Source organism: Pedobacter sp. Bi27 (assembly GCF_918698255.1).
Classification (GTDB): domain Bacteria; phylum Bacteroidota; class Bacteroidia; order Sphingobacteriales; family Sphingobacteriaceae; genus Pedobacter.
Map to the genome: position 1 here is coordinate 729222 of NZ_CAKKMW010000004.1, position 25509 is coordinate 754730.

21 protein-coding genes are annotated in these 25509 nt (G+C 39.2%); 9 read left to right on the forward strand and 12 right to left on the reverse strand.

Translation table 11 applies throughout. From position 1 onward, the window contains the following. Window positions 1-2: 2 nt before the first annotated feature. The 6 genes from LQ227_RS16920 to LQ227_RS16945 all read right to left on the reverse strand — a co-directional run bounded on the left by LQ227_RS16920 (window position 3) and on the right by LQ227_RS16945 (window position 8300). Window positions 3-1493 carry a RagB/SusD family nutrient uptake outer membrane protein gene (locus LQ227_RS16920; protein WP_230141877.1) on the reverse strand — a complete coding sequence of 497 codons (1491 nt, stop codon included), beginning with the start codon at window positions 1491-1493 and terminating at the stop codon, window positions 3-5. A 32-nt stretch (window positions 1494-1525) separates the two neighbouring features. Further along, the gene (locus LQ227_RS16925; RefSeq protein ID WP_230141879.1) at window positions 1526-4858 is read right to left on the reverse strand and encodes a SusC/RagA family TonB-linked outer membrane protein; all 3333 of its coding nucleotides are present in this window, start codon (window positions 4856-4858) and stop codon (window positions 1526-1528) included. Window positions 4859-5134: 276 nt separating this feature from the next. Next, window positions 5135-6253, reverse strand: a complete 1119-nt coding sequence (locus LQ227_RS16930; protein ID WP_230150071.1) for a FecR family protein — start codon at window positions 6251-6253, stop codon at window positions 5135-5137. A 145-nt stretch (window positions 6254-6398) separates the two neighbouring features. Continuing rightward, window positions 6399-6983: an RNA polymerase sigma factor gene (locus LQ227_RS16935; RefSeq protein ID WP_230141890.1), complete on the reverse strand. Its 585-nt coding sequence runs from the start codon at window positions 6981-6983 to the stop codon at window positions 6399-6401. 292 nt (window positions 6984-7275) lie between these two features. Further along, window positions 7276-7767 (reverse strand): DUF1772 domain-containing protein, encoded by a 492-nt coding sequence (locus LQ227_RS16940; protein ID WP_230141898.1) that lies wholly within the window; start codon window positions 7765-7767, stop codon window positions 7276-7278. Window positions 7768-8078: 311 nt separating this feature from the next. Beyond that, the gene (locus tag LQ227_RS16945; protein ID WP_230141899.1) at window positions 8079-8300 is read right to left on the reverse strand and encodes a cold-shock protein; all 222 of its coding nucleotides are present in this window, start codon (window positions 8298-8300) and stop codon (window positions 8079-8081) included. Between the two features lie 122 nt (window positions 8301-8422). On the opposite strand from LQ227_RS16945, the gene LQ227_RS16950 reads away from it, so the two are divergent. Continuing rightward, on the forward strand, window positions 8423-9148 hold the full coding sequence (locus LQ227_RS16950; protein ID WP_230141901.1) for a LytTR family DNA-binding domain-containing protein: 726 nt from the start codon (window positions 8423-8425) through the stop codon (window positions 9146-9148). Window positions 9149-9242: 94 nt separating this feature from the next. Here LQ227_RS16950 and LQ227_RS16955 read toward each other — a convergent pair whose 3' ends face one another. After that, window positions 9243-9422, reverse strand: coding sequence for a histone H1 (locus LQ227_RS16955; RefSeq protein WP_029279213.1), 180 nt, complete (start codon window positions 9420-9422; stop codon window positions 9243-9245). A gap of 340 nt (window positions 9423-9762) precedes the next feature. Between LQ227_RS16955 and LQ227_RS16960 the strand changes: the two genes are divergently transcribed. The 3 genes from LQ227_RS16960 to map all read left to right on the forward strand — a co-directional run bounded on the left by LQ227_RS16960 (window position 9763) and on the right by map (window position 12625). After that, window positions 9763-10917, forward strand: a complete 1155-nt coding sequence (locus LQ227_RS16960; RefSeq protein WP_230141903.1) for an AraC family transcriptional regulator — start codon at window positions 9763-9765, stop codon at window positions 10915-10917. Between the two features lie 175 nt (window positions 10918-11092). Further along, window positions 11093-11704 (forward strand): Crp/Fnr family transcriptional regulator, encoded by a 612-nt coding sequence (locus LQ227_RS16965; protein WP_230150074.1) that lies wholly within the window; start codon window positions 11093-11095, stop codon window positions 11702-11704. A gap of 120 nt (window positions 11705-11824) precedes the next feature. After that, window positions 11825-12625: a type I methionyl aminopeptidase gene (gene map / locus LQ227_RS16970; RefSeq protein WP_230141908.1), complete on the forward strand. Its 801-nt coding sequence runs from the start codon at window positions 11825-11827 to the stop codon at window positions 12623-12625. Between the two features lie 78 nt (window positions 12626-12703). Here the strand turns inward: map and LQ227_RS16975 are convergent, their stop codons facing one another. Continuing rightward, on the reverse strand, window positions 12704-13708 hold the full coding sequence (locus tag LQ227_RS16975) for a 2-hydroxyacid dehydrogenase (protein WP_230141909.1): 1005 nt from the start codon (window positions 13706-13708) through the stop codon (window positions 12704-12706). Between the two features lie 62 nt (window positions 13709-13770). Then, entirely contained in the window at window positions 13771-16524 is a 2754-nt protein-coding gene (locus LQ227_RS16980; protein WP_230141910.1) for a glycoside hydrolase family 2 TIM barrel-domain containing protein, read from the reverse strand. 203 nt (window positions 16525-16727) lie between these two features. Here LQ227_RS16980 and LQ227_RS16985 point away from each other — a divergent pair, with 203 nt between their 5' ends. The 3 genes from LQ227_RS16985 (at window position 16728) to LQ227_RS16995 (ending at window position 20034) form a co-directional block, all read left to right on the forward strand. After that, window positions 16728-16991 (forward strand): hypothetical protein, encoded by a 264-nt coding sequence (locus tag LQ227_RS16985; protein ID WP_230141911.1) that lies wholly within the window; start codon window positions 16728-16730, stop codon window positions 16989-16991. An 8-nt stretch (window positions 16992-16999) separates the two neighbouring features. Next, window positions 17000-17191 carry an RNA-binding protein gene (locus LQ227_RS16990; protein ID WP_230141912.1) on the forward strand — a complete coding sequence of 64 codons (192 nt, stop codon included), beginning with the start codon at window positions 17000-17002 and terminating at the stop codon, window positions 17189-17191. 134 nt (window positions 17192-17325) lie between these two features. Next, window positions 17326-20034 (forward strand): outer membrane beta-barrel protein, encoded by a 2709-nt coding sequence (locus LQ227_RS16995; RefSeq protein ID WP_230150076.1) that lies wholly within the window; start codon window positions 17326-17328, stop codon window positions 20032-20034. Window positions 20035-20200: 166 nt separating this feature from the next. Here the strand turns inward: LQ227_RS16995 and LQ227_RS17000 are convergent, their stop codons facing one another. Continuing rightward, entirely contained in the window at window positions 20201-21325 is a 1125-nt protein-coding gene (locus tag LQ227_RS17000; RefSeq protein ID WP_230141915.1) for an AI-2E family transporter, read from the reverse strand. A gap of 714 nt (window positions 21326-22039) precedes the next feature. Between LQ227_RS17000 and mnmE the strand changes: the two genes are divergently transcribed. Together mnmE and LQ227_RS17010 are read left to right on the forward strand one after the other, a co-directional pair. Then, the gene (gene mnmE, locus LQ227_RS17005) at window positions 22040-23398 is read left to right on the forward strand and encodes a tRNA uridine-5-carboxymethylaminomethyl(34) synthesis GTPase MnmE (RefSeq protein WP_230141916.1); all 1359 of its coding nucleotides are present in this window, start codon (window positions 22040-22042) and stop codon (window positions 23396-23398) included. Between the two features lie 655 nt (window positions 23399-24053). Continuing rightward, the gene (locus LQ227_RS17010) at window positions 24054-24548 is read left to right on the forward strand and encodes a protease (RefSeq protein ID WP_230141918.1); all 495 of its coding nucleotides are present in this window, start codon (window positions 24054-24056) and stop codon (window positions 24546-24548) included. A gap of 316 nt (window positions 24549-24864) precedes the next feature. Here the strand turns inward: LQ227_RS17010 and LQ227_RS17015 are convergent, their stop codons facing one another. Further along, the gene (locus LQ227_RS17015) at window positions 24865-25044 is read right to left on the reverse strand and encodes a histone H1 (protein WP_230141920.1); all 180 of its coding nucleotides are present in this window, start codon (window positions 25042-25044) and stop codon (window positions 24865-24867) included. A gap of 100 nt (window positions 25045-25144) precedes the next feature. After that, the gene (locus tag LQ227_RS17020) at window positions 25145-25474 is read right to left on the reverse strand and encodes a hypothetical protein (RefSeq protein ID WP_230141922.1); all 330 of its coding nucleotides are present in this window, start codon (window positions 25472-25474) and stop codon (window positions 25145-25147) included. Window positions 25475-25509: the final 35 nt, after the last annotated feature.

Consider the following 25509-nt stretch of genomic DNA (forward strand, 5'->3'; position numbering starts at 1 on the left):
TTTTATCTGCCACCATAAACAATCTCATCGTTAGGAAGAGGAAGTACGAAAATGTTATCGGAAGCAGGAATGGTTACACCGGTTTGCCCTACTATACCTCTGTTAAGCCGCTTATACATATAGAATAACTGGCCTTCGGCTAACCATTCTTTACGGGCATCTTTAAGCAGTTCTTTTAATAAATCTTCTTCGTTGTTTATGGTCAAAGGATCACCTATTTGCCTCGCTTCACGAACCTGCGTAAGGTAATTGACCGCTGTTGTGGGATTACTTGCATATGAACACTCGGCAGCGATGTAATACATCTCACTAAGCCTGATTGCAGGAGCCATGAGGTAATGTAAATTTGCGCCCGTTTCAGCACTTAAGGGGTTTCTACGGTATTTAACGATATCGTAAGACCTTGACGATTGGCTGGAAGTAGCGGATAACCAGTATTTATAACGGGAATCACTTGCTCCGGCTGTTGCCTTCTCATAAATATAATCTGCGGCATCCTCAATCAAGTAAAAACCCCTGGTACCACTTTGAAACCAATTGTCTTTTATTTCTTTTGCAGCACCTGGAATGTACCATCCAAAAACGAGTTCCTTATAAAGAATACGATCTTTTTTCGAATCTTCGAATGCCTCAAAATCACTTTTTGCTGTCCATGGGAATTTTTTCGAGTCAATAACCTCCTTAGCATTAAGCAAGGCCTTAACCTTATCATTTTTATAAAGGTAAACCCGGGCAAGCGTTCCACATACTGCATAATAATTTAAACGATGCCTTCTGTTCTGCAAGAAAAGACTTGGATTTCTCTCTTCTGTATTTTTCAGTGTATCGGTAACTAAGGGATAATTCACGATATAACTGGCACTCCGAATCGGATCTGCAATCAATAATTGTTTCGACTCTTCTAAATCTTTGATGATCAAATCAAGGGTTTCTGATACGTTAGCAACAGGCGTAATCTCCTTTGTGTATTTATTAGCATATGGAATTCCCTTTGCAGTTGGGTTTCTTAAATAAGAAGGTGCAAAAAGACGCAAGAGGTCGAAATGCAAGTATGCTCTTAAGGCAAGTGCTTCGCCTTTGACAATGGAATAATTGGCACCGCTAAAAATGTTCCTTTTTGCATCTACGTTTTCGAGGATCAGGTTACAGTTTACAATGGCATTGTATAACCCCGCCCATATTTTATCCTTACGCTTGATAAACTCGCCATGCTTATAATTGTACAATGAAGTCTGTCTATAATCCTGTCCGTCATCACGCATCGAAAAATTTTGCGCCAGCACCTCTGTTGTGCCAAATGTAAGTTCTTTGCCGTACAGATCTGATTCTGTACTGCGGTTATACACGCCGTTTATGGCTTCCATAAAGCCATTTTCTGTACTGAATAAAATTGGAGCAGCAATTTCTGATTCCGGCTCAACTTCCAGCCATTTCTTGCAGGAACTCAATAACCCTGTTACGAAGATGAGGCCTATTAACAATCTAATTTTCATGTTTTTATATTTTAAATCTGTTCATTAATAGCTTAAAAAGCTGCTCTGACAGAAAAGGTTAAACTCCTGGTAAACGGATAATTAATGCCTCTTTCTTCTTTTACTGATGACCAGCGCACTACATCATTGGCCGTTATCTGAAACATGAGACTCGACATCGATAATTTAGATGCGAGTTTTTTATTCATATCATAAGAAAGGTTTACTGATTGAAGGTTGATCAGATTATCAGGCTGTATAAATCTCGAGCTTACATCCGTCTCGCCATTATCTGCTATATTTTTATAAAATGAGAGGTCGCCAGACTGCTTCCACTTTTCTTCGAATACACGTTTATCAACATTATATCTTGGATCAGCATTTTCAACACGCTCTACCAGTGTCAGGTTATATTTGTCGCCACCGAAAAAAGTTTGAAACTGTACATACAAGCTAAATCTTTTGTAGTTAACCGTTCCACCAAAGTAGCCGCTCACTTTAGGATTAGGATCGCCAATTACAACATAATCTCTCTTATCATAATCATACGTAAGTGTACCATCTCTTTTGAGGTATAATTCACGCCCGTTTTCCGGATCTATGCCTAACGAACGTACACCATAAATGGCATTAAAAGGTTGTCCTTCGCTAAACCTAAGTAAGGGAATGCCCCTGTAACCACCATCTCCTGGTTTTACAGACTGCAGCTCGTCTGCCCTATCATTGTATTTTTTTAATGCGTTAGAGATTCTCACCACTTTGTTTTTGTTGGAAACCATACTTGCATTCAGGTTTACCGACCAGTCTTTGCTTCTTACTGCATCTATGGTTAGCCCCAGCTCAGCGCCTTTGTTCTCCATATCGCCAAGGTTTTCTTTATAAGATAAAAATCCTGTTGACGGCGGCAATGTAATATCGGCCAGAATATCTTTGGTAAACTTCTTATATATTCTCGGCGTAATCATTACACGGTCTTTAAACAGTCCGATATCGATACCAATATCCGTCATCCTCGTTTTTTGCCACCCAAGGTTATCATTTCCATAACTGTTTACTCCGGCACCAATACCAGATGAATACCAGTTTCCTGTATTATATTTATAAATGGTTTTTGATAAATAAGGATCGAACTCAACCGAACCGGTGAGACCCGTTGAGGCTTTTATTCTAAGCTGGCTAATTACAGGATTACCCTGCAGAAATTCCTCCTGATGTACATTCCATCCTAATCCGAACGACCAAAAAGGAGCCAGTTTATTGTTCACTCCGAATTTAGAAGAACCATCAATACGAACGGTTCCATCCATAAGGTAGCGGTTTTTATACGAGTAGTTCATCGTAAAAAAAGAGCCAAAAAGCCTTGCTTTTTCGAGCCTGCTTTGCGGTTTTCCATCTTCAGCATAACCCTTGGCAAAGCCTATACTGGTAAAACGATCATTAGCAAATCCAATAGCCGTAAATTCTTTTTGATCGCGCAGCTCTGTACGGGCATTTACACCCACTAAAGCGTTAAAATAACTACCGCCTATCTGCTTTAGCCAGGTTAACCTGATATTACTATCCCAATAGGTTTCTTTCATTTCCCTGTTCGTATATTCGCCCTTTTCATCTATTTTATCTGTTGTGTACAGGTAATATTTATTTGCCAGTGGCGAGGTGAATATGTCATCAGAATTCGATTTGCTGGTTAAACTCATTTGCGCCCTTAACCGAAGGTTGTTCGCAACCTCTACATCAGCAGAAAGGTTATCAATAATTTCGGTGTATTTCGATTTATTGAAACTGCTTAAGCCAGCATCGAACAGCGGGTTAAAAACATATTCTCTCGATCGGTCTTGTTTTTCATATACATCAGAAATCCTCATTGTCATGCCATTGGCATCTTGCAACGGGTAATAAGGATTCATCCTTACATAATTAGAAAAATCGCCATATGGAGATTCGGTAGCGCCTACTTGTGTTATGGATAATTCATTTCTGAACTGAATTTTCTTCACATTATACTGGAAACTCATTCCTCCTGAATATTGGTCCCTTTCCGACCCTTTCATTGCTCCTGGCCTGGTTTGGTAACGAAGATTTACATTGTACCGAAATGCTTGTGAACCACCATCCAGATTTACGGCATGCTTATGCCCTATGGTATTACGCAGGGGTTGCGATAGCCAATAACTGTTAACGCCACCAACAACATTGGCTTTTTTATGGTAATAGATTTCATCAAGCTGATCTTGAGATACCTGTTGTTTCGAAGAATTATATAATCCTGCCAAAACTTCATAATCTAGTTTTTCAGCTGCATTTAAAACCTGATAATCAGTTAGATCCGCAGCGGTAAGATTCAATTCGTAGTTGTATTCTATTCTTAGTTTTCCTTCTAAAGGTGTTTTAGTCGTAATCACAATTACACCATTTGCCGCGCGTGAACCATAAATTGCCGTTGCAGCCGCATCTTTTAATGAGGTAACCGATGCAATTCTATTAACATCCAGATCAAATACTTTCTCTACGCTTACTTCATACCCGTCAAGCATAAAAACAGGCGTGTTCGCTCTGCCTTGAATATCATCCCTTCTCAGCACCTGCCCATCGCCACTTGGCAATGCAGAAGCTCCCCTAACATTGATAGAAGGAATTCTGTTTGGATTAGAGCCTGCAAGATTATTATCTATCAGTTTAAATGAAGGATCGAATGTTCCGATACTTTGAAGCAAACTCTGTGGGTTTACCCTTCTCAGCTGATCTCCGGATATCGTAATCGCGTTACCGGTATAGTTATCTTTTTTTATCGTTTGATAACCCGTTACCACTACATCGTTCATTTGAGTCATCTTAGAGACAAGCTTAACGTTTAACGTTTTAGTACCTGTAACCTTGGTTTCAAACAAGTCGTAGCCCACATAACTAAAAACCAAAATGTTTCCTTCGTCAACATTTATTTTGAATTCGCCTTTTTCGTTGGTAATGCCTACACTTGCACCATTTTTAATGGAAATATTAACGCCCGGAATGGTTTCTCCTGTAGCTTTATCAGCAACAACACCTTTTACTTCAATTTTGGCGTTAACAACTGCCGTTGGCGCCGGTAAATCTGCCTTACCGTTAATTACGACGGTCTTATTAACAATGTTAAAACTGAGGTTCTGATCTTTTAAAGCGGCATTCAATGCATCAGTTAACGAAGCTTTCATTAATTCTATTGTTATTTCGGGCTTATCTTGCAACAACTGACCTTTATAAAAGAAAAAATAGCCTGTTTGCTTTTTGATCTCCTTAAAAACCTGTTTAAGCGAAGTTTTTCTTCGAGAGAGCGTTACAGTTTGCGAAAAGGTGGCTGCCGAAACATGTAAGGCACCAACCAATAGTAAAATCGTAGTCAATTTCATGACCAATAAAAATTTAATCTTTACCCTCCGGATGTCGCACACGGGGTTGTAAAGGGTAGTTAATTTCATACCTTTGTAATGAATGAGGTTAAAAAATAGCAGCTGGGTTTCGAAGCAAGCTGCTTGTCCAAATTTCTACCGGAAGCGTTATCGCGCTTTCGGTTTTTTTTTAAAGGTAGGATGCTAAATTTCTGGTAGTTTTTTCATCATAAAGTTTAGTTAGTTCGTGAATTGGTTGGTTGATTTCTCGGCTGTTTAAAGAAAAGCCACTCTTGTTTAATTTCTAGTTACGGTAAGCACCTTGCCTTTCGCATCAATATGTACGTGATTAAGTTCTAATATTTTAAATACCTCTGCCAGGTTGCTATTTCTTGGGATTTCGCCTACATATTTTTCAGTTGAAATTTTGCCCTCGTAAACGACATCTACATCATACCAACGCGAAATTTGTCGCATAATGCTTTGGAGATCATCATTATCAAAAGAGAAAATATTATTCTTCCAGGCCATTTCTTTATCAATATCAATTTCCTGATCGACAATTAATTTAGCCGTGTTTATATTTAGTTTCGATTGTTCTCCTGGGCGCAGGTTTACGCTACCAGAGGCATTGCTCACTTTTACAGCACCTTCTAAAAGCGTGGTTTTAACAGCGGCTTCATCATTATAGGCATTAATATTAAAATGAGTACCCAAAACTTCTACCGTCTGTCCCTCTGTTTTTACCCTAAAAGGGCGGGTATGGTCTTTTGAAACCTCAAAGTAGGCTTCTCCATTAAGTTCTACTACCCTTTCGTTTTTAGCAAAGGCATAAGGGTATTTTAAGATCGTGGCTGCATTAAGCCAAACTTTTGTACCATCGGGCAGGCTTACCTGGTACTGTCCGCCGCGGGGCGTGCTAATCGTATTGGAGCCTGTAACTGATGCATTTGGGATTTCTTTAATGATGTATTCGAGCTGGCCGTTTTTTGCCTTACGGATTTCGATACCATTTTGGCTCGCAATCTGACCATTTTTAGCATCATCCAAATTTACCACCGTTCCATCGGCTAGTGTTAACATAGCTTTATTTCCACCTGGAAGAATATCTCTTAATTCGGTTTTAGCTGTTAATGGTAAAGTATTGCGACCGGCCATAAAATAGAGTCCTGCGCTAAAGCATAAAATAATACTGGCAGCTATCGCTATGCGCTTAACCGTGACCAATTTTACAGATCTTCTTCCCGGCCTTAACCGGTTCCATACTTCTTCTTTACTGGTTTCAATGAGCAAGTGGTCAGGAGCCTCTTTTTCGAAAGGCAACTGAAGGTACCATGCTTCTACAATAGCAATTTCTTCTGGCGTACAATGGCCTGCACGGTATTTATCTAAAAGCTTTTTTGCATTTTTCTCCATTAAAAAGAAATCTAGTTTGGTTGATTATTATATATACGGCGAAGCTATAGCCTTGGGGGTATCGAAAAATTATTTTTTTTTATAATAATTTCATTCAACACACATTTAAAAGAAAAAAATTGAATTTAAATTACAACCATAGTGGCTAACTATAGGTTTTTAACAAGAAAAGAACATAAACTGCCACCCCCAGCCGAGTTTTAAGAATTCGCAGTGCTTTTTTTACCTGCGTTTTAACAGTTAACTCAGAAAGCCCTAATTCGACCGCTATTTCTTTATGCGATTTATTCTCTTTACGGCTTAAAATAAATATTTCGCGCATTTTTGGCGGCAAAGCATCAATTTCTTGCTCAATTAATAGCGCCATCTGCTTTTCGCGCACCATATAGTCAGTTAACACATGATCCTGATCTATATAATCCTGTAAAGAATCAACGTATTTGCTTTCTACTTTTTGATGCGCAAACACATCCAGTACACGGTTACGCACTGCTGTATATAGATATGCTGATAAATTACCATCAGGAGCTACCTGTAAACGTTTAACCCAAAGCGATTCGAACAACTGGTGTAATACATCCTTTGCTTCTTCATCGTCATTTAAGCGTTTATTGGCATGGATAAAAAGCAGGCCATAAAAGCGGTTGTAAATTTCGGTAAAGGCCAATTCATCACCTTGAGTTAACAAGACTGCCAATTCGCTATCAGAATATGAACCGTAAACACGCATAGAGATAACACAAAGATAATATAAATACAATCGGTTTCATTGGCTTGTATCGAGTCTTATCTTACTTATCTCTTGATATTTGTAAATTTTTATATAAATCGGTGTACGTTTATGCCATAAAAAGAGAAACAGCACAATTTCTAAAGCCTTTGTCACTATAAAAAGACCAAAATAAACAGGATGTGATGATTATATCGTTTCGATTGATGAGATTCTAACAGAAGCGTTTAACTAAAGATGCGCACAGATTTTACATCTGTTTCTAAAGCTATAAAAATTGATACACAGACCCTTAAACATTACGACTTAATATTGCTGCATACGCTACCAGTACAATGCAGATAAATGAGGCGATGGTTCTGATCCGATGGAATAAATTCCAGCTGGGCTCAAATTTTTCTCGCAATGCAGTGAGGTCTGTAGCACCAAGTCTACTTAGGTCTGCTCCATCCAAAAGGTTATTGAGCGGTACATTACCAATTATGGTAACCAGAAAAACACCGCCAAAATATAATAATGTTGCCGCCAAAAGCAGGTAAAATACAGTAGCTTGCTCTCTAAAAAACCAAACACTTATGGGTAATATGACTAGCGTACCCATAAAAGAAATAAAAAACAACGGATTTAAAATAGCCCGGTTGATTGATTGCATTGCTTGTAAAAAAGAAGCATCAGAAAGACGTGCAAGGCCCGGAATAACCGAACAGGAGTACGCATAAAAAAGACCACCAATAAGTGCAGTAGAAACTGTACTCAACAAAAGAACCAAGGTTTTGAAATTCATAAACAATTGCTTTAAATATATCCTTACCCTAAGGAGTATGACGAATTTAAGCAAAAACGTTAGCTGAAAAAAAATAATTCCTATCTAAAAAAGAGCGCTAATTTAGATAGGAAAGAGAGATAATCTAGATATGAAAAGTTAATAGGTAGATGTTAAATAAAAAATTTTAATGTTTATTGCTCCCAAACAAACGCCGTCTAGATTAAAATTTCTACATTTTCATTGATTGTAAACGAAGATCGTATTTTGCCTTTATCTTAAGCATTAAGTTATATAGATCGGTCTGTTTTCGTTACAGATCGGTACAAATGTTAATCAAAACCCATATTTAGAACTACAATATTAGTAGCTTGGCATCCTACCTGCCCTTGTTCTAAATTAAAGCGGACTTTGGTTCCTACAACTAAAGAACGACGGTAAATCCCTATCAATTTCTGGTTATCTGCATAAACCATTTCCTTTCCATTATCGGGTGCAACAAATCCGAAACCTCGTATCGGATTATACCATTTAATCACTCCTGTATACATCATAACGCATTTTTTTACCTTAAATTAGCCAACTGAAAGAAAATTTACTACGAAACAGGATAAAGCGTTCTATTTTCGGTATGAAAAGGTGTAATTTCGTTATGTATACAAAGGAAAATTAACAAATGATTAAGTGTATAGCCATTGATGACCAACAAAATTCGATTTCGGGGCTTGAAAAATATATAGCAGATACTCCGAATATGAAGCTTGTGGCGAGTTACACCGATCCGGTGGTGGCTTTGAACGAGCTTAAAAAGATTGACCAGGTAGATGTGATATTTATGGACATTCAAATGCCACAGATTTCGGGCATCGAACTTTCTAAAGCTATCCGCTCCAAAACCAGGAAACTGATATTTACCACCTCTCATGAAGAATATGCCTTTGAAGCATTCGAAGCAGAAGCAGATGCATATTTACTTAAACCTTATGGCTATGCCAAATTTGCCTTAACGGTAAACCGTGTTTTTGAGGAAGAAATAGAAAATATAGGGCAGGAAACTTATTTCTTGGTCAAAAATAAATCAGAAGACCACAAAGCGGTTTTAGTGCGCTATGCAGATATAATTGCTTTTGAAAGTTTCCATAATTATATAAAAATACATACAAAAGAGAAGATAATTATTGCTTATTTAAGTTTGAAAGATGTTAAAGAACAACTGAACCTTAAAAAGGGCTTCATCCAACTGCATAGGGGGTATATTATTTCCATCAATCATATTTTACATGTTGAGGGAACAAGAGTAACACTTTCTAACCATACCAGCTTTACTGTTGGCGACCTTTACTACAATGATTTCCGTGATTTCTTCACCGATAAACTTATTACCAGTAAACGGAATAAATAACGGTTAAGGATAGATAAAAGGCAATGGCCTAGACTAGCATATAAAAAGAAAGCCCACGTAAAACGCGGGCTTTCTTTTTAAAAGCGAAAACAAATTATTTAGCGCTATTTTTTTTATCAGTTACTTCAGCTCTAATTTCTTGGGCTAAAACTTTTAGGTCTTGCATTGCTTTACGTACACGCGTACCTGCTGCTGCATTACCACCATCATAAAATTTAGTTGCGTCTGCTTCAACAGAAGAGATTAGATCTTGCACTTTTTTAAATTTGTCCATAATTTTTCTTTTATCGGGATGGTAAACATCCATTAATTAAATATATTCCTTTCCGCTCACAATAAACGGGCCGCAAAACTATTGTTTTTTATAAATTAAACAAACGTTTATGCCAAATCATTATTGCGGAATAGTATTGAAACAATGGCAACAGCGGCAATATTAGCCTGTTTTTTGCCAAAATACTTCATTCTTAGTATTTTGTACATTAAACATTTACAACAACATAATTTACAATGAAGGTAACTTAATTTAACAATTATGTTTTATCTTGGTTGGAAATATGCAGTCGTTGAACCTTATAATTAGTACCAGTTGCCTATTCTTACTTTTATTCGCTATGCATCTTTTTTTCGCAAAAAAAGGGAATAAGCTGCTTAACGTTCTACTTTCGGTTATATTTTTTGCCCGGTTTGGGCAGATTTTAACTTCGCTGCTCTTTAAATCGGGCCAACCTAATGCTTTAGCCTTTTTTCATCAAACTTTTACCCCGCTTTATTATGCTGCCCCAGCCTGCTTTTACCTTTATATCACCGGCTTTCTTCAAGATCGTAAAAGTTTACAAAAAATAGAATGGCTTCATTTTGTACCAGCTTTGTTGGCTATTATCCACGTTATCCCCTGGCATTTCTCTACAACGCTCAATTGGGATTTGATAGGAAACCAATTGGCTGAAAATGGTTACTTCTCACTAAAAGCAAAAAGTGGCCTGTTTCCGCCATATTTCCATTACTTATTTAGGCCAATACTGGTATTTGGTTATTTGTGCCTTACCTGGATTGCAGTACTCCGTTTAAAAAACAAACCACAACAGCTACTTGAAGGTGAAGGCAGAAAATGGATCATCTTTTTTCTCCGGATTGCGACCTTTTTCCAGTTGTTTAGTTTAGTGCCCATTATATTAAGAAGCTTACACATCCCATATGTTAATGCCTCTTTTATTGTGCTCAATTGTTTGGCCCTATTAGTCATTTTATTATATGCACTTCACAAGCCTTATATTTTTTATGGCTACTTGCTGGTAGCTGTTGATTGGACTAAAAAAGCTGCAACCAAGAAAACTGAAACTGATTCCTCATTAGCTCCTTTATTGGAAGAAGATCCAAAACATGCACTTAAAGCTGTCAAAAAAATCAATCTTTTAGATGCGCAACTGTCTGACTATGCCCTTGCCATGAAAGAAATAATGGAAGCAGAACGACTTTACCTGGTGCATGATTTTCAGATTATCGATCTGGCGGCAAAACTTAACCTTCCGATCCATCATTGCTCTTTCGTAATTAACAAACATATTGGCAAAAATTTCCGCGACTGGATAAACAGTTACCGGGTAAATCATTTCCTAACACAGTATCCGCTCCAATCGGATAAAATAACTATAGAAGCTATTGCTACTGAAGCTGGCTTTAAAAGTCTGGCTACATTTTATAATGCATTTAAAAAAGAAACGGGCTTAATGCCAACCACCTATTTTGCACAGGAATTAAGCCGTTAACCTGTTATTTCCTCTTTTTTTACTCTAACGATCGTATCGTTAGAGGCCACAACCACGCTTTATTTCGCTTAATATTGAAATGCCAGATACCTTTGGTTTCTGATCAGCATATGAGTATGGTATTTCAAATGAGTATGCTTTAATCCATTTCTCAGAAATCTAACAAGCCTTAACTATGCTTTATTCAACATCGTTTTTACGCCCCCTTTTCGATTATATGGAGCAATTCTATTCTTTATCTGAAGCCTTTAAGGCCGAACATGAAAAATCTTGTAAGCTCATCCATGTTAAAAAGAACAAACACATCCTTTCACCAATAGACAGTAATACTTCGCTCTATTTTTTGGTACACGGACTCGTTCGTGGCTTCATACGCGATGGCAAAAAAGATATCAGCACCTGGTTTAGCTGTGGAAATGAATTAATTGGCGCCATACGTCACCCCGATCAGCAACCCGATCATTCGATAGAATATCTTCAGGCCCTGGAAGAATGTCAGCTCATCTGCATTCCTTATACCCTAATCGATTCGATGTATGCAAACTATCCAGAGGCCAACCTAATCGGCAGAAAGCTATTGGCGCTTCATTATTATGCAGCATCAGAAAGATCAATCCTGGCCAGGATACCAAAAGCAATAAGCAGGTACCGCAAACTCCAGGAAAGCGATTTGGATATCAACAGGATACCGCAGCGTTATCTGGCCAGCTACCTTGGTATGCGCTTAGAAACCCTGAGTAGAATCAGAAATAAAATTTCAACATCCGATTACCGGTTGTGCTCTTAATTTAGCAAAAAACAATCAATCATTCTAACATGCAGTCATTCGGTTACGCAAACATTCAAGCCTTTTAGCTACTAGCCTTTCTACTTTTTCCTTTCCGCTTCTTTTGCTAAATTTGCGGCAATGATTTTATATAAAACCAACGAAGAAGTAGAACTGATGCAGATCAGTGCCCTACTGGTGAGCGATACCCTTGCAGAAGTAGCTAAAATATTAAAGCCAGGCATTACAACCCTCGAGATTGATAGAATAGCCAACGAATTTATACTTGATAATGGCGCCGTACCTTCCTTTTACAACTATAATGGTTTTCCTTTCCATATTATTACCTCGGTAAACGATGTGGTTGTACATGGCTTTCCGACTAAAGATGAGCTGAAAGATGGCGATATTATCTCAGTAGATGTGGGTACCATAAAAAACGGTTTTCACGGCGATCATGCTTATACTTTTATCGTCGGCGAAGTATCGCCAGCAGTACTAAACCTGGTAAAAACAACTAAAGAATCACTTTTTCTTGGAATTAAAGAAGCTGTTGTGGGCAAACGCATTGGCGATATTGGTGCAGCTATCCAAAGCCATAACGAAAAGCAGGGCTATGGCGTAGTAAGAGATCTGGTAGGCCATGGCTTAGGGAAAGATATGCACGAAGACCCACAGGTACCAAATTATGGTCGTAAAGGCAATGGTTTACTCTTAAGAGAAAACCTGGTACTGGCCATAGAACCTATGATAAATATGGGTAAAAAAGACGTTTTTCTAGATGATGATGGCTGGACGATCAGAACTGCTGATGGAAGTCCATCTGTACATTTTGAGCATGATGTATGTGTGAAAAAAGGGGAAGCACTTATTCTTTCTAATTATGCCCCTATTGAGGCTGCTGAAAAGCAGAACAGCAACCTTAATACCTCTTATTACTAAATAGCAATACAATGGGTGCATGGAGATTTTGAAGAAATCAGCTTTTCAAAAACTCCTTGCGTTTATTCCTTTACCTTCTTACACCAATATTGCATCTGAAACTATCTCCCCAGCATTATCGTCTAACAATATTTTAACTGTTTTTAGGGTAGACTCCGCAATTTCTGTTAAGGCCTCTTGTGTAAAAAAAGCCTGATGCCCGGTAAGCAAAACATTCGGAAAACTAATTAGCCGCTGAATATCATCGTCACCAATAATACTTGCTGAAAGATCTTTAAAAAAGAGTTGTTCTTCCTGTTCGTATACATCAATTCCCAGCGCCGCAAGTTGACCTGTTTTTAGCGCTTCAATCACGTCTCGTGTGTTAATCAACCCGCCTCTGCTTGTATTGATTAGCATAACACCTTTTTTCATCGTCAATAAGCTATTTGATCCAATCAGGTAATGGTTTTCTGGTGTAAGCGGGCAATGCAGCGAAATAATATCGGCTTCTTTTATTACTTCATGAAAAGGCAAATATTTTACTCCTGCATCTTGCAATGCTGTATTCACAAAAGGATCCGAAGCCAGTACAGTACAGCCAAAACCAAGCATAATTTTACAGAAAGCAGCGCCAATTTTCCCTGTGCCGATTACGCCTACTGTTTTGCCAAAAAGATTGAAACCCATTAAACCTGAAAGCGAAAAATTCTGTTCGCGTACGCGGTTGTAGGCCTTATGGGTTTTACGGTTTAGGGTAAGCAACATGGCTACTGCATGTTCTGCAACAGCTTGTGGCGAATAAGCCGGAACGCGGCAAACACGGATCCCGTATTGTTTGGCCGCATTCAGATCCACATTGTTAAAGCCTGCACAACGCAAAGCAATAATATTCACCCCTTTTTGCGCCAATATGGCTATAACATCAGCCGTTAGTTTATCGTTCACAAATACACAAACAGCATCAGTACCTACTTTTATCGCGTCAGCAATATGAGGCCCCAGATGAGTTTCCCAAAATTCTAATTCAAAATCATAATGTTTATTACAGCTTTCAAAAAATTCACGGTCGTAAGGCTTCGCAGAAAAAAACACAATCTTCATATCGTTAAAAATACGGATTAAATAGGATTTGCCGTGCTGTTTTAACCCAGAGATCAAAACGCTTATTTTCCAAAATCAAATAATAGCGTCCCCTTAAAAGTTTTTCCGTCTGTTTTGTTTTTTTGGCTTTGAGGTCCCAATAATAAAGCCGACTGAAACTTGGTACCGATGGCACTTATCCCTTTTAAGAAACCGATACTCCCTTCCGGGAAGGCAGGCTCTACATTGTTGTTGCTTAATGCCGCAGCTTCACGTGCAGGCCTTAACATTTGCAGATAAGTGTCCTGATCGGGTATATAAACCGTAAATGGGGCTTCCTTATTTTCTACAGTCACCCAGTTCACTTCGGCATGATAGCCTTTAAACTCAGGGTAGCCCCAGGTTTCGCCGGTAATCGAATTATTGTAATCCTTATGCCAAACCCCGAACTGCTGCCCTTTTAACCTGTTTTTCCAAACCCGGTACGGGCCACGGCCAAGGTATTTCATTCCGGTAATTTTATCCTCAGGATAATTAAAGCTAATACCCATAAAATCAGCATCGCCCTGCTGGTTAAATTGATATTCGAGTTTTACCAGCTTTCCGGTTTCAAATGTCCACTTCGCCTGCAAATTACCAGCACCCTGATAATCAGACTCAACGATGTACTTTGCGCCTTCTGCTTTATGACTAAAATTTTTCAATTCGGTATTTACACCAGCCAACACCGGACCTTTTGACAAAGAAATAATGGTATTCCCCTTAACAACTTTCTCCAGATAACCTGTTGCCTTTTCAAAATAGTAGCTAACACCATCCTGTTTAATCAGGAGCGATTGGTTAGTTTCTTCGGCTTTTACTCCTGAACTGGACAGTGTAGTTTCTTGCTTCTCTGCAATCAAGCGGGCAGTTTTTATCGGCCAGCTCCAGGTAAATATTTCCTTCTTATCAGCCCCATAAGCAGTTAGATATAAAGCATCACTTTGTGCCCACGATTTTGGCAAAGCCAGATCAAGCGTACCTTTTGCACCGGGTTTAAGCTTATAAACCGTTGCTCCACTGGCTTTTACAATAGCTTTTGTTCCTGCAGCGTTAGCCGATGGGAAACTAAGCAATTTCCATTTAAAAGTACATTGATCAAGATTGGTAAAATTGAAACGGTTCTCGATCGCAATTTTACCGTTAAAATCACTGTCAATTTTTGCCAGATCGACAAAAACCGGAGACCATATCTCTTTTATGGTGTAAAAACTGGCTTCCTTTTCGCGATGTGGGCCAATAATTCCATCAGGTGCATGGTTTCCATCACCATCATAAATACCATTTTTATCTGTACGGATCACGTTTTCATCAACCAAAGCCCAAATAAAACCGCCGGCACCATGCGGGTGAATCAACATTTGATTCCAGAAATCATCTAAAGCAGCACCAGCACCACCATCATAAAGCGCATGCATAAATTCAGTCGGAAAGAAAACCTCCTGCCCTGAAGTAGTGGCCTTAACCATATAATTATAATCTGGGTAATGTTTGGTATCGGTTCCGTTAAACTTCTCCCATGGGTGAATTACGGTACGTTTCTGCGGATCGTATAAAGCATAATCATTATCAAGATCAGTATTAAAGCCCCCCTCGTTGCCATTGGCCCAAAAAATAATAGATGGATGATTTACATCCCTGATTACAAGTTCTTTTACTAACCTGTGCCCAACTGTGTTATCGTATTTTGCCTGCCAGCCCGTTAATTCATTAATCACATACAGTCCTAAGGAGTCGCAGATATCCAAAAACTCTGCATCGGGTGGATAATGCGACATGCGAACGGCATTCATATTCATTTCTTTCATTAACCTCACATCCATTAAATGTACCTCGCGACTTAATGTACGTCCGCTTTCTGGCCAAAAGCTATGGCGATTAACACCTTTTAAAATCATTTTCGAACCATTAACATAAAAACCATCGCCATTGCGCAGTTCAAGCGTACGAAAACCGAACTTTTGTTTTACCTGATGAATAATTTTCTGTTTATTTTTGATCCGAACCACCACCTGATATAAATTGGGGAATTCGCTACTCCATAATAAAGGGTTTGAGAAAGTAGCCTTCAGGGTCTGCATACCATTCACTAAATTCGCTTTTACAGCAAATGCTTTTCCCACATTTTCGCCAGTTAGTTTTTTCACCTGGGCTTCAAGAATATCATCAGCAGCCAAATTTTGGCCATAAACATCAAGCTGAAAGGTTCCATCGGCCTTAGCATTAACCGCAACTCTTTCTATAAATTTGTTTGGTACAGTTTCGAGGTAAACCGGCCGGAAAATACCACCAAAAATCCAAAAATCGCTCGTTCTTTCTGCTTTATTAATCGACGCATTTGCCGATACTTTATCAACCGTAACTTCCAGTAAGTTCTTCTGGCCGGGTTTTAACAGTGTGGTAATATCATATTTAAACCGATAAAATCCGCCCTGGTGCAGGTCTCCGGCCAGCTTTCCGTTAATACTAACCTTAGTATCGGTCATAGCGCCTTCAAAAACCAGGAAAACTTTTTTTCCCGTGATTTTACCTACCGGAAACTCATAACGATAAATGCCCTGTTCGCTGGCTTTAACTTTATCGTGCCCATAGTTGTAAGTTCCAAAGCCCTGTAATTCCCAGTTAGATGGCACAGGTATTTTAGTCCATATGCCGCTTTTACGACCGGCAGTACAATAAAAATCCCATTGTTTGGTATGGTCTTTATCCGTTCCGGAAAGATAGGTTTTAGTAGTTTCCTGCGAAAAGCCCGCGAAAGAAATCAATAGCAACAATAAAGATATTAATCTTTTGATCATGATATATTTGGTATAAACATTAAAACAGCGTCAGCTTTCAACCAAAAATAATGGTTTTGAATTTATTAAACCGAACGTTTACAAGATAATGGAATTTGTGCTTAAATTAGACTGGATAACCAGCATTTTACATCTTTAATCTTTCAGGGTTTTAAAAACATTAAAAATTTAATAATTTTACTAAGCAGTCTAACTGATCCACTATGAAAAACAACAAGCTATCCGAACTTAGCCTAACCGAATTAAACAAACAGAAAAAACAATTGAGCGGCCTGTTAATTGGAAGTGCTATTTTGATGTTGTTTCTGTTTGGTGCACTTTTATATCTGATTGTTAAAAAACAAAACTTTGTGCTCCTTTCCGTTATTCCAGGCTGTATGCTCGCTTGGTTACCCGTTGCAATTAAATTAAGTCAATTAAATGCTGAAATAAAATTACGGGGTTCAGAAACAAACTCAGGTCTGTAAAAACTAAAATGGAAACAACAAATTTAAAAGATGGCGACTACTGCGCTGTGGTTAAAGGAACGCATACCGGTAAATCTGGTAGGGTAAGCGACATAAATACCAGTAAAACGGGCCACATAACCATTACTGTAGAACAAGATAATACTGTAAGGTTTAAAACCCTTGCCCGGAATGTAGTACTCAAAGCGCATACAAAATAAAATACCTGATGAGTTGGTAGTTCAATCTTAAATACCAGCTCTTACCAACTTACGTCTGCTATTCGGCCTGATACCCAAGGGAAAGGCAGCAAAAAGCCATCACCTCAATAGCTAAAATAGCCAAAATCAGTAACATGTTGATTACGCTGAACAGGGTTAACGCGCTGCTCCGTACTTTTATGCCACACACAAATAAATTCATGAGGGCTTTTACTAAATCGATTTTGCTACTCCTGCTCTTTGCAGGTATTTTCACAAACACTAACGCACAAAATTATGCCGTAAAGGGTATAGTGTTAGATACTGCAGGCTTACCACTACCCGGTGCGGTAGTCAGGATTAAATTCGGTGCCGACAGTATAGGCACCTCTGCCAATAATGATGGTACATTTGCGTTGGACAAAATTAAATCTAAACAGTTTACCTTATCAGCAGCTTTTATCGGCTTCGATACATTTATTAAACAGTATCAGATCGAAAAGGGTAGTATTTTAAACATCACCGATATCAGGCTTAAACCATCATCGAACACACTTGAGGGCGTAGTGATCTCGGGTGTTCCTCCTGTTAAAGTAACCGAAGATACCGTGAGTTTTAGTGCCAAAGCCTTTCCGGTTAGAGATGGAGATGCTGTTGACGAAGTGCTGAAAAAACTGCCCGGTATTAAGGTAGATAAGGATGGGAATGTAACCAGTCAGGGTTCGCCTGTAACCAAAATACGAGTTAACGGCAAAGATTTCTTCGGAACTGATGTAGCCACAGCCATTAAAAATCTTCCTGCCGATATTATCAAAAACCTTCAGTTTATCGACGATTATGGCGATCAGGCCAAACTTACAGGCATTAAAACGGGCGAGCCGGAAAAGGTGCTGAACCTGACCATTGAAGAAGATAAAAAGAAAGGTTATTTTGCCAGGGCCTCTGCAGGTTTGGGCAACGCCGATCGTTATAATACCAATATACGGGGAAATAGCATGAAGGGTGAACAGCAGATCTCATTCGATGGCACTTCGGCCAATGCCAATATGCGTGGTGGTGGCGGCGATGGCATTACAACCAGAAATGTTGCCGGACTTAACTATAAAAATGAGTTTAACACCAAACTCTCGGCAGATGCCGGATATAATTTTAACAACAATAAAAACAACACCATTAGTTCTACCTATACCCAGAGTGTTTTACAAGATGCAGGGCAAAATCCGCTGAGCAGACTTGAAGATGCCCGCAACAAGAGTAAGAGCGATAACTATAGCCATTGGTTTGGTGGTAATTTAGAGTATAAAATAGATACCATGAATTATCTTAAAATTTCTCCAAACTTTTCTTATAATACCAATAGTGGCAATAACACAGGTAGCTCGCTTATTACCCAGGATACCTTGTTTACCCGAAGAGAAAGCAATAATTTCAGTAATTCGAATAACCTGAATGCCCGAACCAATATATTTTTCAACCATAAATTTTCGAAGAAAGGCCGGAACCTGACTTCCTGGGGTAACATTAATTACACCAATGGCGAAAATTTTGGCGATGTGTACAACAAATACATCAACATTCATGCTAACGTAGCCGATTCGGTGCTACAAAACCAGCTGAACAACCAGAATAGCCGAAATTTAGGCCTTAATGTAGGTGCATCGTACATGGAGCCTCTTTGGAAAAAAACCTTTTTAGAAGTAAACTACAGCTGGAACCGATCGTCAACAAATAATTCGAGAGATGCTTATGATGTGGCTAATGGTAATCAGGTATTTAATCCAAACCTTAGCAATATTTACGATTATCAGTTTATCACCAATAAAGTGGGACTGAATTACCGTTATATCGGCGAAAAGCTGAACTATACACTGGGCATAAATGCACAGCCGGCCTTACTCCAGGGACAGAATTTAAGTAATAATATTGAAACCGTTAACCGTACTTTTAACCTCATTCCATCTGGTCGGTTCTCGTATAAATTTTCTAACCAGCAATCGCTGGATGTAAATTATTGGGGCAGAAATAACCAACCTGGATTCTTACAGTTGCAACCTATATCCGACAATTCGAACCTGCAGAATGTGGTTACGGGTAACCCGAATTTAAAACCCGAATTTATCCACAGTATCAATGCCCATTACAAACAAGCCGATTGGAGCGCCGGAAAAGTGATCATAGCCAATTTCAAGTACGAACGCACTAACGATAGGATTGTAACCACTAAGGAGCGTGTACCAGGCACTGTTAACCAGCTTACCAGTTACATTAACACAGACGGATACTACACCCTGCAGGGCGATTACGACATCAGTAAACCGCTCTCGCCAGAGCGGAAGTTTACCATTGGCTATTCTGGTTCGGGACAGTTGAACAACAACATTACTTTTACCGATAATAGCCGAATAGAAGCACGTAATATGGCCTGGCGCCAGGAACTCGAATTTAGGGTAGACCTGAAAGATATTGTTAATTTTGAGGTAGAAACCTCTTATTCGCAAAACCTGACCAAATATTCGAATGAGACGTTTACTGACCGCCAATCTAACCGTTTTGAGTGTGGGATAGAAGGCCGTAATTATTTCTTTAAAGACCTTACCCTGGGCTACGATTTCACGAAACAGATTAACTCAGGTTTTGATAATGGTGCGGTGCGTAATCCAACATTGCTTCGTTTATCAATGGAATATAAGTTTATGAAGAATGATATGGCTGCTATCCGTGTAGAAGGATTCGATCTTTTTGATCAAAACTCAGGGATATCAAGAGATGTATTCGATAACGTAATTGTAGATAAGCAAGTTAACCGATTAGGAAGGTATTTCATGTTATCACTCATTTATAGAGTACGTAAATTTGGAGGTTAAGATTAGCTTACATTTTTTTACGAGGAAGAGAGATAGATCTCATCTGCGCTTATCTTCTTAAATCTGCGGGAAAACTATACTAATTGGCTTCCCGTAGATTACGCTGATTGCCGCAGAACCAATTACATTCTCCATTATACATTTCCCATCCTCCATCCTTATCAGCCTAGCCCTTTTCTATCCCCGTTTTAGTAGCCACTGGCTTTTTCTTCCTAAAGTTGGGAAAAGTCATCGGACTTTTAGCCGGGCGTTCATCTCCTAGTAATACCCCCCATTGTTTGAATGATTCTGTGCGATCGAAGACAATTTTGAGTACAGCCACAATAGGCAGTGCGAGGAACATTCCCGAAACCCCGGCTATACTGCCACCGATAAATACCCCGAGGATGGCAAATAAGGCATTAATTTTCACTTTAGAGCCTACTATGCGCGGCATGAGTATGTTGTTATCTAAAAATTGAACGAATGCTATTACGCCTAAAACGGTAATTACCGGCCATAATTCTTGAGATGAAGTGAGCGTAAGCAGCACCCCTATCAAGTTACCAATTAAGGCCCCCACATAAGGGATCAGGTTTAAGATGGCAAAGATTACCCCGATTAATAAGGCATGTTTTATACCGATTAACATCAATATTCCGCCCAATAAAATAGTCATGTAGGTGATCTGAATTAACAGTCCGATTAAGTAGCTTTTAATGATCGACTCGGTTTCATAAATCGCTTCTTTCACTTTTGGATGATCTTCTGTTTTAAACCACATGAAGATAAAGCGCAATAAAATGTCTTTATAAAAAAGCATCAGGTAAATATAAATGGGTAACAAACCGATAAATACAAAAACGCCACTTAAGGTAACGGCAGCACCACCTGCAAGTGAGGTCCCCATGTTCATCAGATCGTCGCTTTTAGTTTGTATGAAGGCTTTTTGCTCTTTATCGTCGTAATGGGTAATGCGACTGATCCAATCGCTTAATGAATTGATATGCTGTGTTACGTTCGCTTTTATCTGTGGAAAATCTTTAACCAAAATGCCAATCTGGTTCGAAAAAAACCAAATAATCAAAGCTACAAACAGTGCCACTAATAAAATGGATAAGATAATGGCTAACGATTCGGGTATTTTTTTTCTTTTTAAAAAGCGATACACCGGTAGCAACATAATGCTGATAAAAAAAGCCATCAACATCGGCATAATAATATCTCTTCCGATTACCATAACGGCAACAATGGCCATCAGACCCAATAATTCTATCGATCGTTTAACGGTCAGGGGTAAATTGTTCGTCATAAAAGCTTATTCTGATTTGAGGTTTAAACACAATCGGAGTGAAAATGTTTTAAGATAAGCTTTAATATTGAAAAGCGGAACGAGTTTATAGTCCGGGGTCGGCAGTCTGGAGTTATTAACAGATTAACCAGTTCGGAGTTAGGTGCTTGTAGTTAGGATTAAACTAATCTATTTCCTTCGATAAGTCACCCTGAGGGATAATTTATTGTATAAAAATCAATATGAATGACGCATATCTTTTTTTTGCCCAGAGGCTCATCCTTGCCTCGGCTCGCCGCCGCCGATGCGGCTCTTTCTTTTTGCTGTCAAAAAGACCAGCGCAGCTAGCTTGAATGCCTTTGAAAAACATAAAGGTGTATGAAAAAACAAAAAACACCGGCTGAAAATTTTTCTTTCAAAGCTAGTGGGTAGGCTGGGTCGGTGGAGCCCGAAAAATTTGTTAGGCCGGATTTAAGTAGAACGGAGATACCGTGCTATGGCCTAGCTGGATGGAAATTCGACGGCGGCTAAAATATTGATTAATAGTTGTTTATAGAATAACGTCAATGGTAGCGTAGTCGAAGGACTATTAGTTTATTTGGCGTTGAGCGTTTGGCGTTTAGCTTCAATTAACCGATTTCTACAATTAACCGATTAACCAATGCTTAAAAAAATTACTTCCCTTACACGATATACCCACAGATTAGCCTTATTTTTGCAGCTTTAATACCCAACATGAATAATCAAGATACCATTATTGCTTTATCTACTCCTTCAGGTTCTGGCGCCATTGGCGTAATCCGTTTATCTGGTCCGGAGGCTATTTCACTTACCAATACCGTATTTGCAGGAAAAGATTTAGAAAAGCAGGCTTCGCATACTTTACATTTTGGACTGGTTAAAGATGGCGATCATATTGTTGATGAAGTGGTAGCGGGTTTATTTGTTGCCCCAAAATCGTATACTAAAGAAAATGTGGTAGAAATTTCCTGCCATGGTTCTAATTATATTATCCAACAGATTATTAACCTGTTAGTTAGTAAAGGAGCCCGTGCTGCCAAACCTGGCGAGTTTACCTTACGTGCCTTTTTAAACGGTGCTTTCGATCTAAGTCAGGCCGAAGCAGTAGCCGATTTAATTGCCTCCAATTCGAAGGCTTCGCATGATGTGGCCATGCAACAGATGCGTGGCGGCTTTGCCAACGAATTAAAAGGTTTACGCGAACAATTGATCCATTTTGCCTCGATGATTGAGCTTGAGCTCGATTTTGCTGAAGAAGATGTAGAGTTTGCCAACCGTGAGCAGCTAAAAAATCTTGTAAACAAAATCAACTACGTTCTGCAACGCTTGATCTCCTCTTTCGAGATGGGAAATGTGATTAAAAATGGGGTTCCAATTGTTATTGCAGGCAAGCCTAATGTGGGTAAATCTACCCTATTAAATGCCCTCCTGAACGAAGAACGCGCTATAGTTTCGGATATTGCCGGAACCACACGCGATACCATTGAAGATGAACTCACCATTGGCGGTATTGTTTTCCGTTTTATCGATACAGCCGGAATCCGCGATACAGCCGATATTATTGAAGCTTTAGGCGTAGAACGTACCTTAGAAAAAATGAAACAGGCCAAACTAATTATTTATATGGCCGATGCTGCTCAAAGTATTTCAGAAATTGAAGAGCAGATTCGGGGGTTAGCGCAATTGGCCATCCCCTATTTAATTTTAGTCAATAAAGCCGACCTCATGGCTGATGCACAACGTAAAGCTTTCGAAGCGTTAGATGTTGTTTTTATTTCTGCTAAAGAGAAACAAGGTATCGATGAATTAAAAACCACTTTATTAGAGCAGGTTAACTTGCATCACATTAATACCAGCGAAACCCTAGTAACGAATATCCGCCATGTAGAAGCTTTAAAACAAACCGAACATGCACTGCAAAGGGTTTTGGCTAATGTAGACAATCCGGTAACCTCCGATTTCTTAGCGATGGATATTAAACAGGCGCTACATTACCTTGGTGAAATTACAGGTACAGTTACTACCGATGATTTGCTGGAGAATATATTTACGAAGTTTTGTATCGGCAAATAATCCCCAAAAACAACCACTAATTTCGACAACTAAAGACAATCAACATATTGGTCATCAATAAGTTATATCAATACGCTTCCCACAATTCCTTGGAGGTTTACCACTATTTTTCGCATTTTGTTGCTCATTTGTTGCTCGAGCGCCTGAAATTTTTCCCAAAAAAATCATGGGTGAAATGATGTCGCTTATCGACACTTAACGACACTAAAAAACATTAAACAACGCTAATAAGCCACTATTTGAGGGGAAATTACCACTGATGTTCTGGGGTCTAAAAGTCCGGTCGACCTGCAGCAGATGCAGCAAAAAAGGATGAAATGAGTAGCAATATAACAGTTGAGCGAATCTGCGAACACTGCGGTAAGACATTCTTGGCAAAAACCACGGTCACAAAGTACTGCAGCCTGAATTGCAACAGGCGGCACTACAAACAAAAAATCCGTAATGTGAAGATTTCTGCCAGCAATGAACAGACGCTTAGTATCCGTACAAAAGCGATCATAAAGGGCCGCGGCTTTCTTTTGCCTGACTATTAAACAAAGGCAGCTGTATCCCATGAAGGAGGAAAAATATTTAATCCCACTGGAAATCTTCCAGTTAAAAATCATCTGTAGCATTTACTCAGCGTCTATCGTTTGTGTTTAAAATACCATGTATGCTAAAACTTAAATTTATTATTCCGGCAGTATTGATCGTACTTGCAGGCTGCAGTCCAAAGGTGCGGAATGCGTCTTCTAACAAGCCCTCAAAAAACCAGGGGGATTCACTTTACCTGGTCCTTGGTATAAAGGATATTATAAAGACAGGAGAAAGGGTCACCTTAAAATTTACGGTACATAATAACCAGTCCACAGAAAAATCATTTTGCAAATGGCACACGCCCTTTGAACCTTTGATGAGCAAATACCTTGATATAAAAGATGACAATGGAAACGAGGTTCCCTATAAAGGCCCTATGGCAAAGCGGATCATGCCCCCTCCCGCAGACAGCTACCTTGCTGTTAAATCAAAAGAGGTACTATCATCAGAAGTTGACCTGTTAAAAGCTTATCAGCTGGAAGCCGAAAAAAAATACACCGTTTCTTATAACTCCAGCGGCATGAGCGGGATAAAAAGCACCAACACAGTTACCTTTAGGTACACCAACTAACCTTATACCTTGTAATTCCGGGGGGCGCAAGTTTTAACTAATGGTCAACTTATCAGATCGTTGAAATACCGATTATTCCGCAACAGGGATAGCAGCGGATACCGGCCCGTGCTTATGGCTTGTAGGTGTATGAGCGGATAGCCCGGCGGTTGCCCAGACAAAATAAAAGTTGACATCAAAATTAAATCAATCTGGCATCACCAGAAAACATATACAGTTGCCTGGGTCTCCCGGCATATATGATGAAGGAAATATTATGCAAACAAAAAGCCACTGATCTATACCAGTGGCTTTATTTCCCAAAACAGTCTCCTGTTTATTTTGCGCTGTTCTTTTTCTCTGTAACCTCAGCCCTGATCTCCTGTGCAAGACTTTTAAGGTCCTGCATTGCTTTACGTACACGTGTACCGGCTGCAGCATTTCCACCATCATAAAATTTCGTCACATCAGCCTCAACTGAAGCGATTACTTCTTGTACCTGTTTGAATTTGTCCATAACTGTTTTTTAAAGGCCAAAGGGCCCGGATATAACTATTTTGTCCTAGGAACGTGTCCAGCCCCAAAACTAAACATTTAAGCGGGAAAGCAAAAAAGAACTATTCAAAACCGATATTCCCCACATCACTGCTTACCCCTATCGCGTTTGCCCGCCAAAGGATAAAGCCCAGCCTGCCGCAGCATTCGGCAACAAAATATTCGATGTCTGCGGGAACGTCATTTACAATACGGTAGCGGATCTTGTATTTAGGATTATAGCTGAGATAAACAACTAGGTCATCATCGGCAAATCCCCTGCCGGACAAGGGCCTGAAGTGAACCTCCTGCAATTCTTTCGCGGTCCGGCTCAATCGGTCGTTCATCACTTTCGCCAATGCTTTTTCAGGTTTAAAATCTGTCTCTAAAATTGCTAATACCGTAACAGTCATAGCACAAAAATATACCGAAAAACCAGACAACAAAA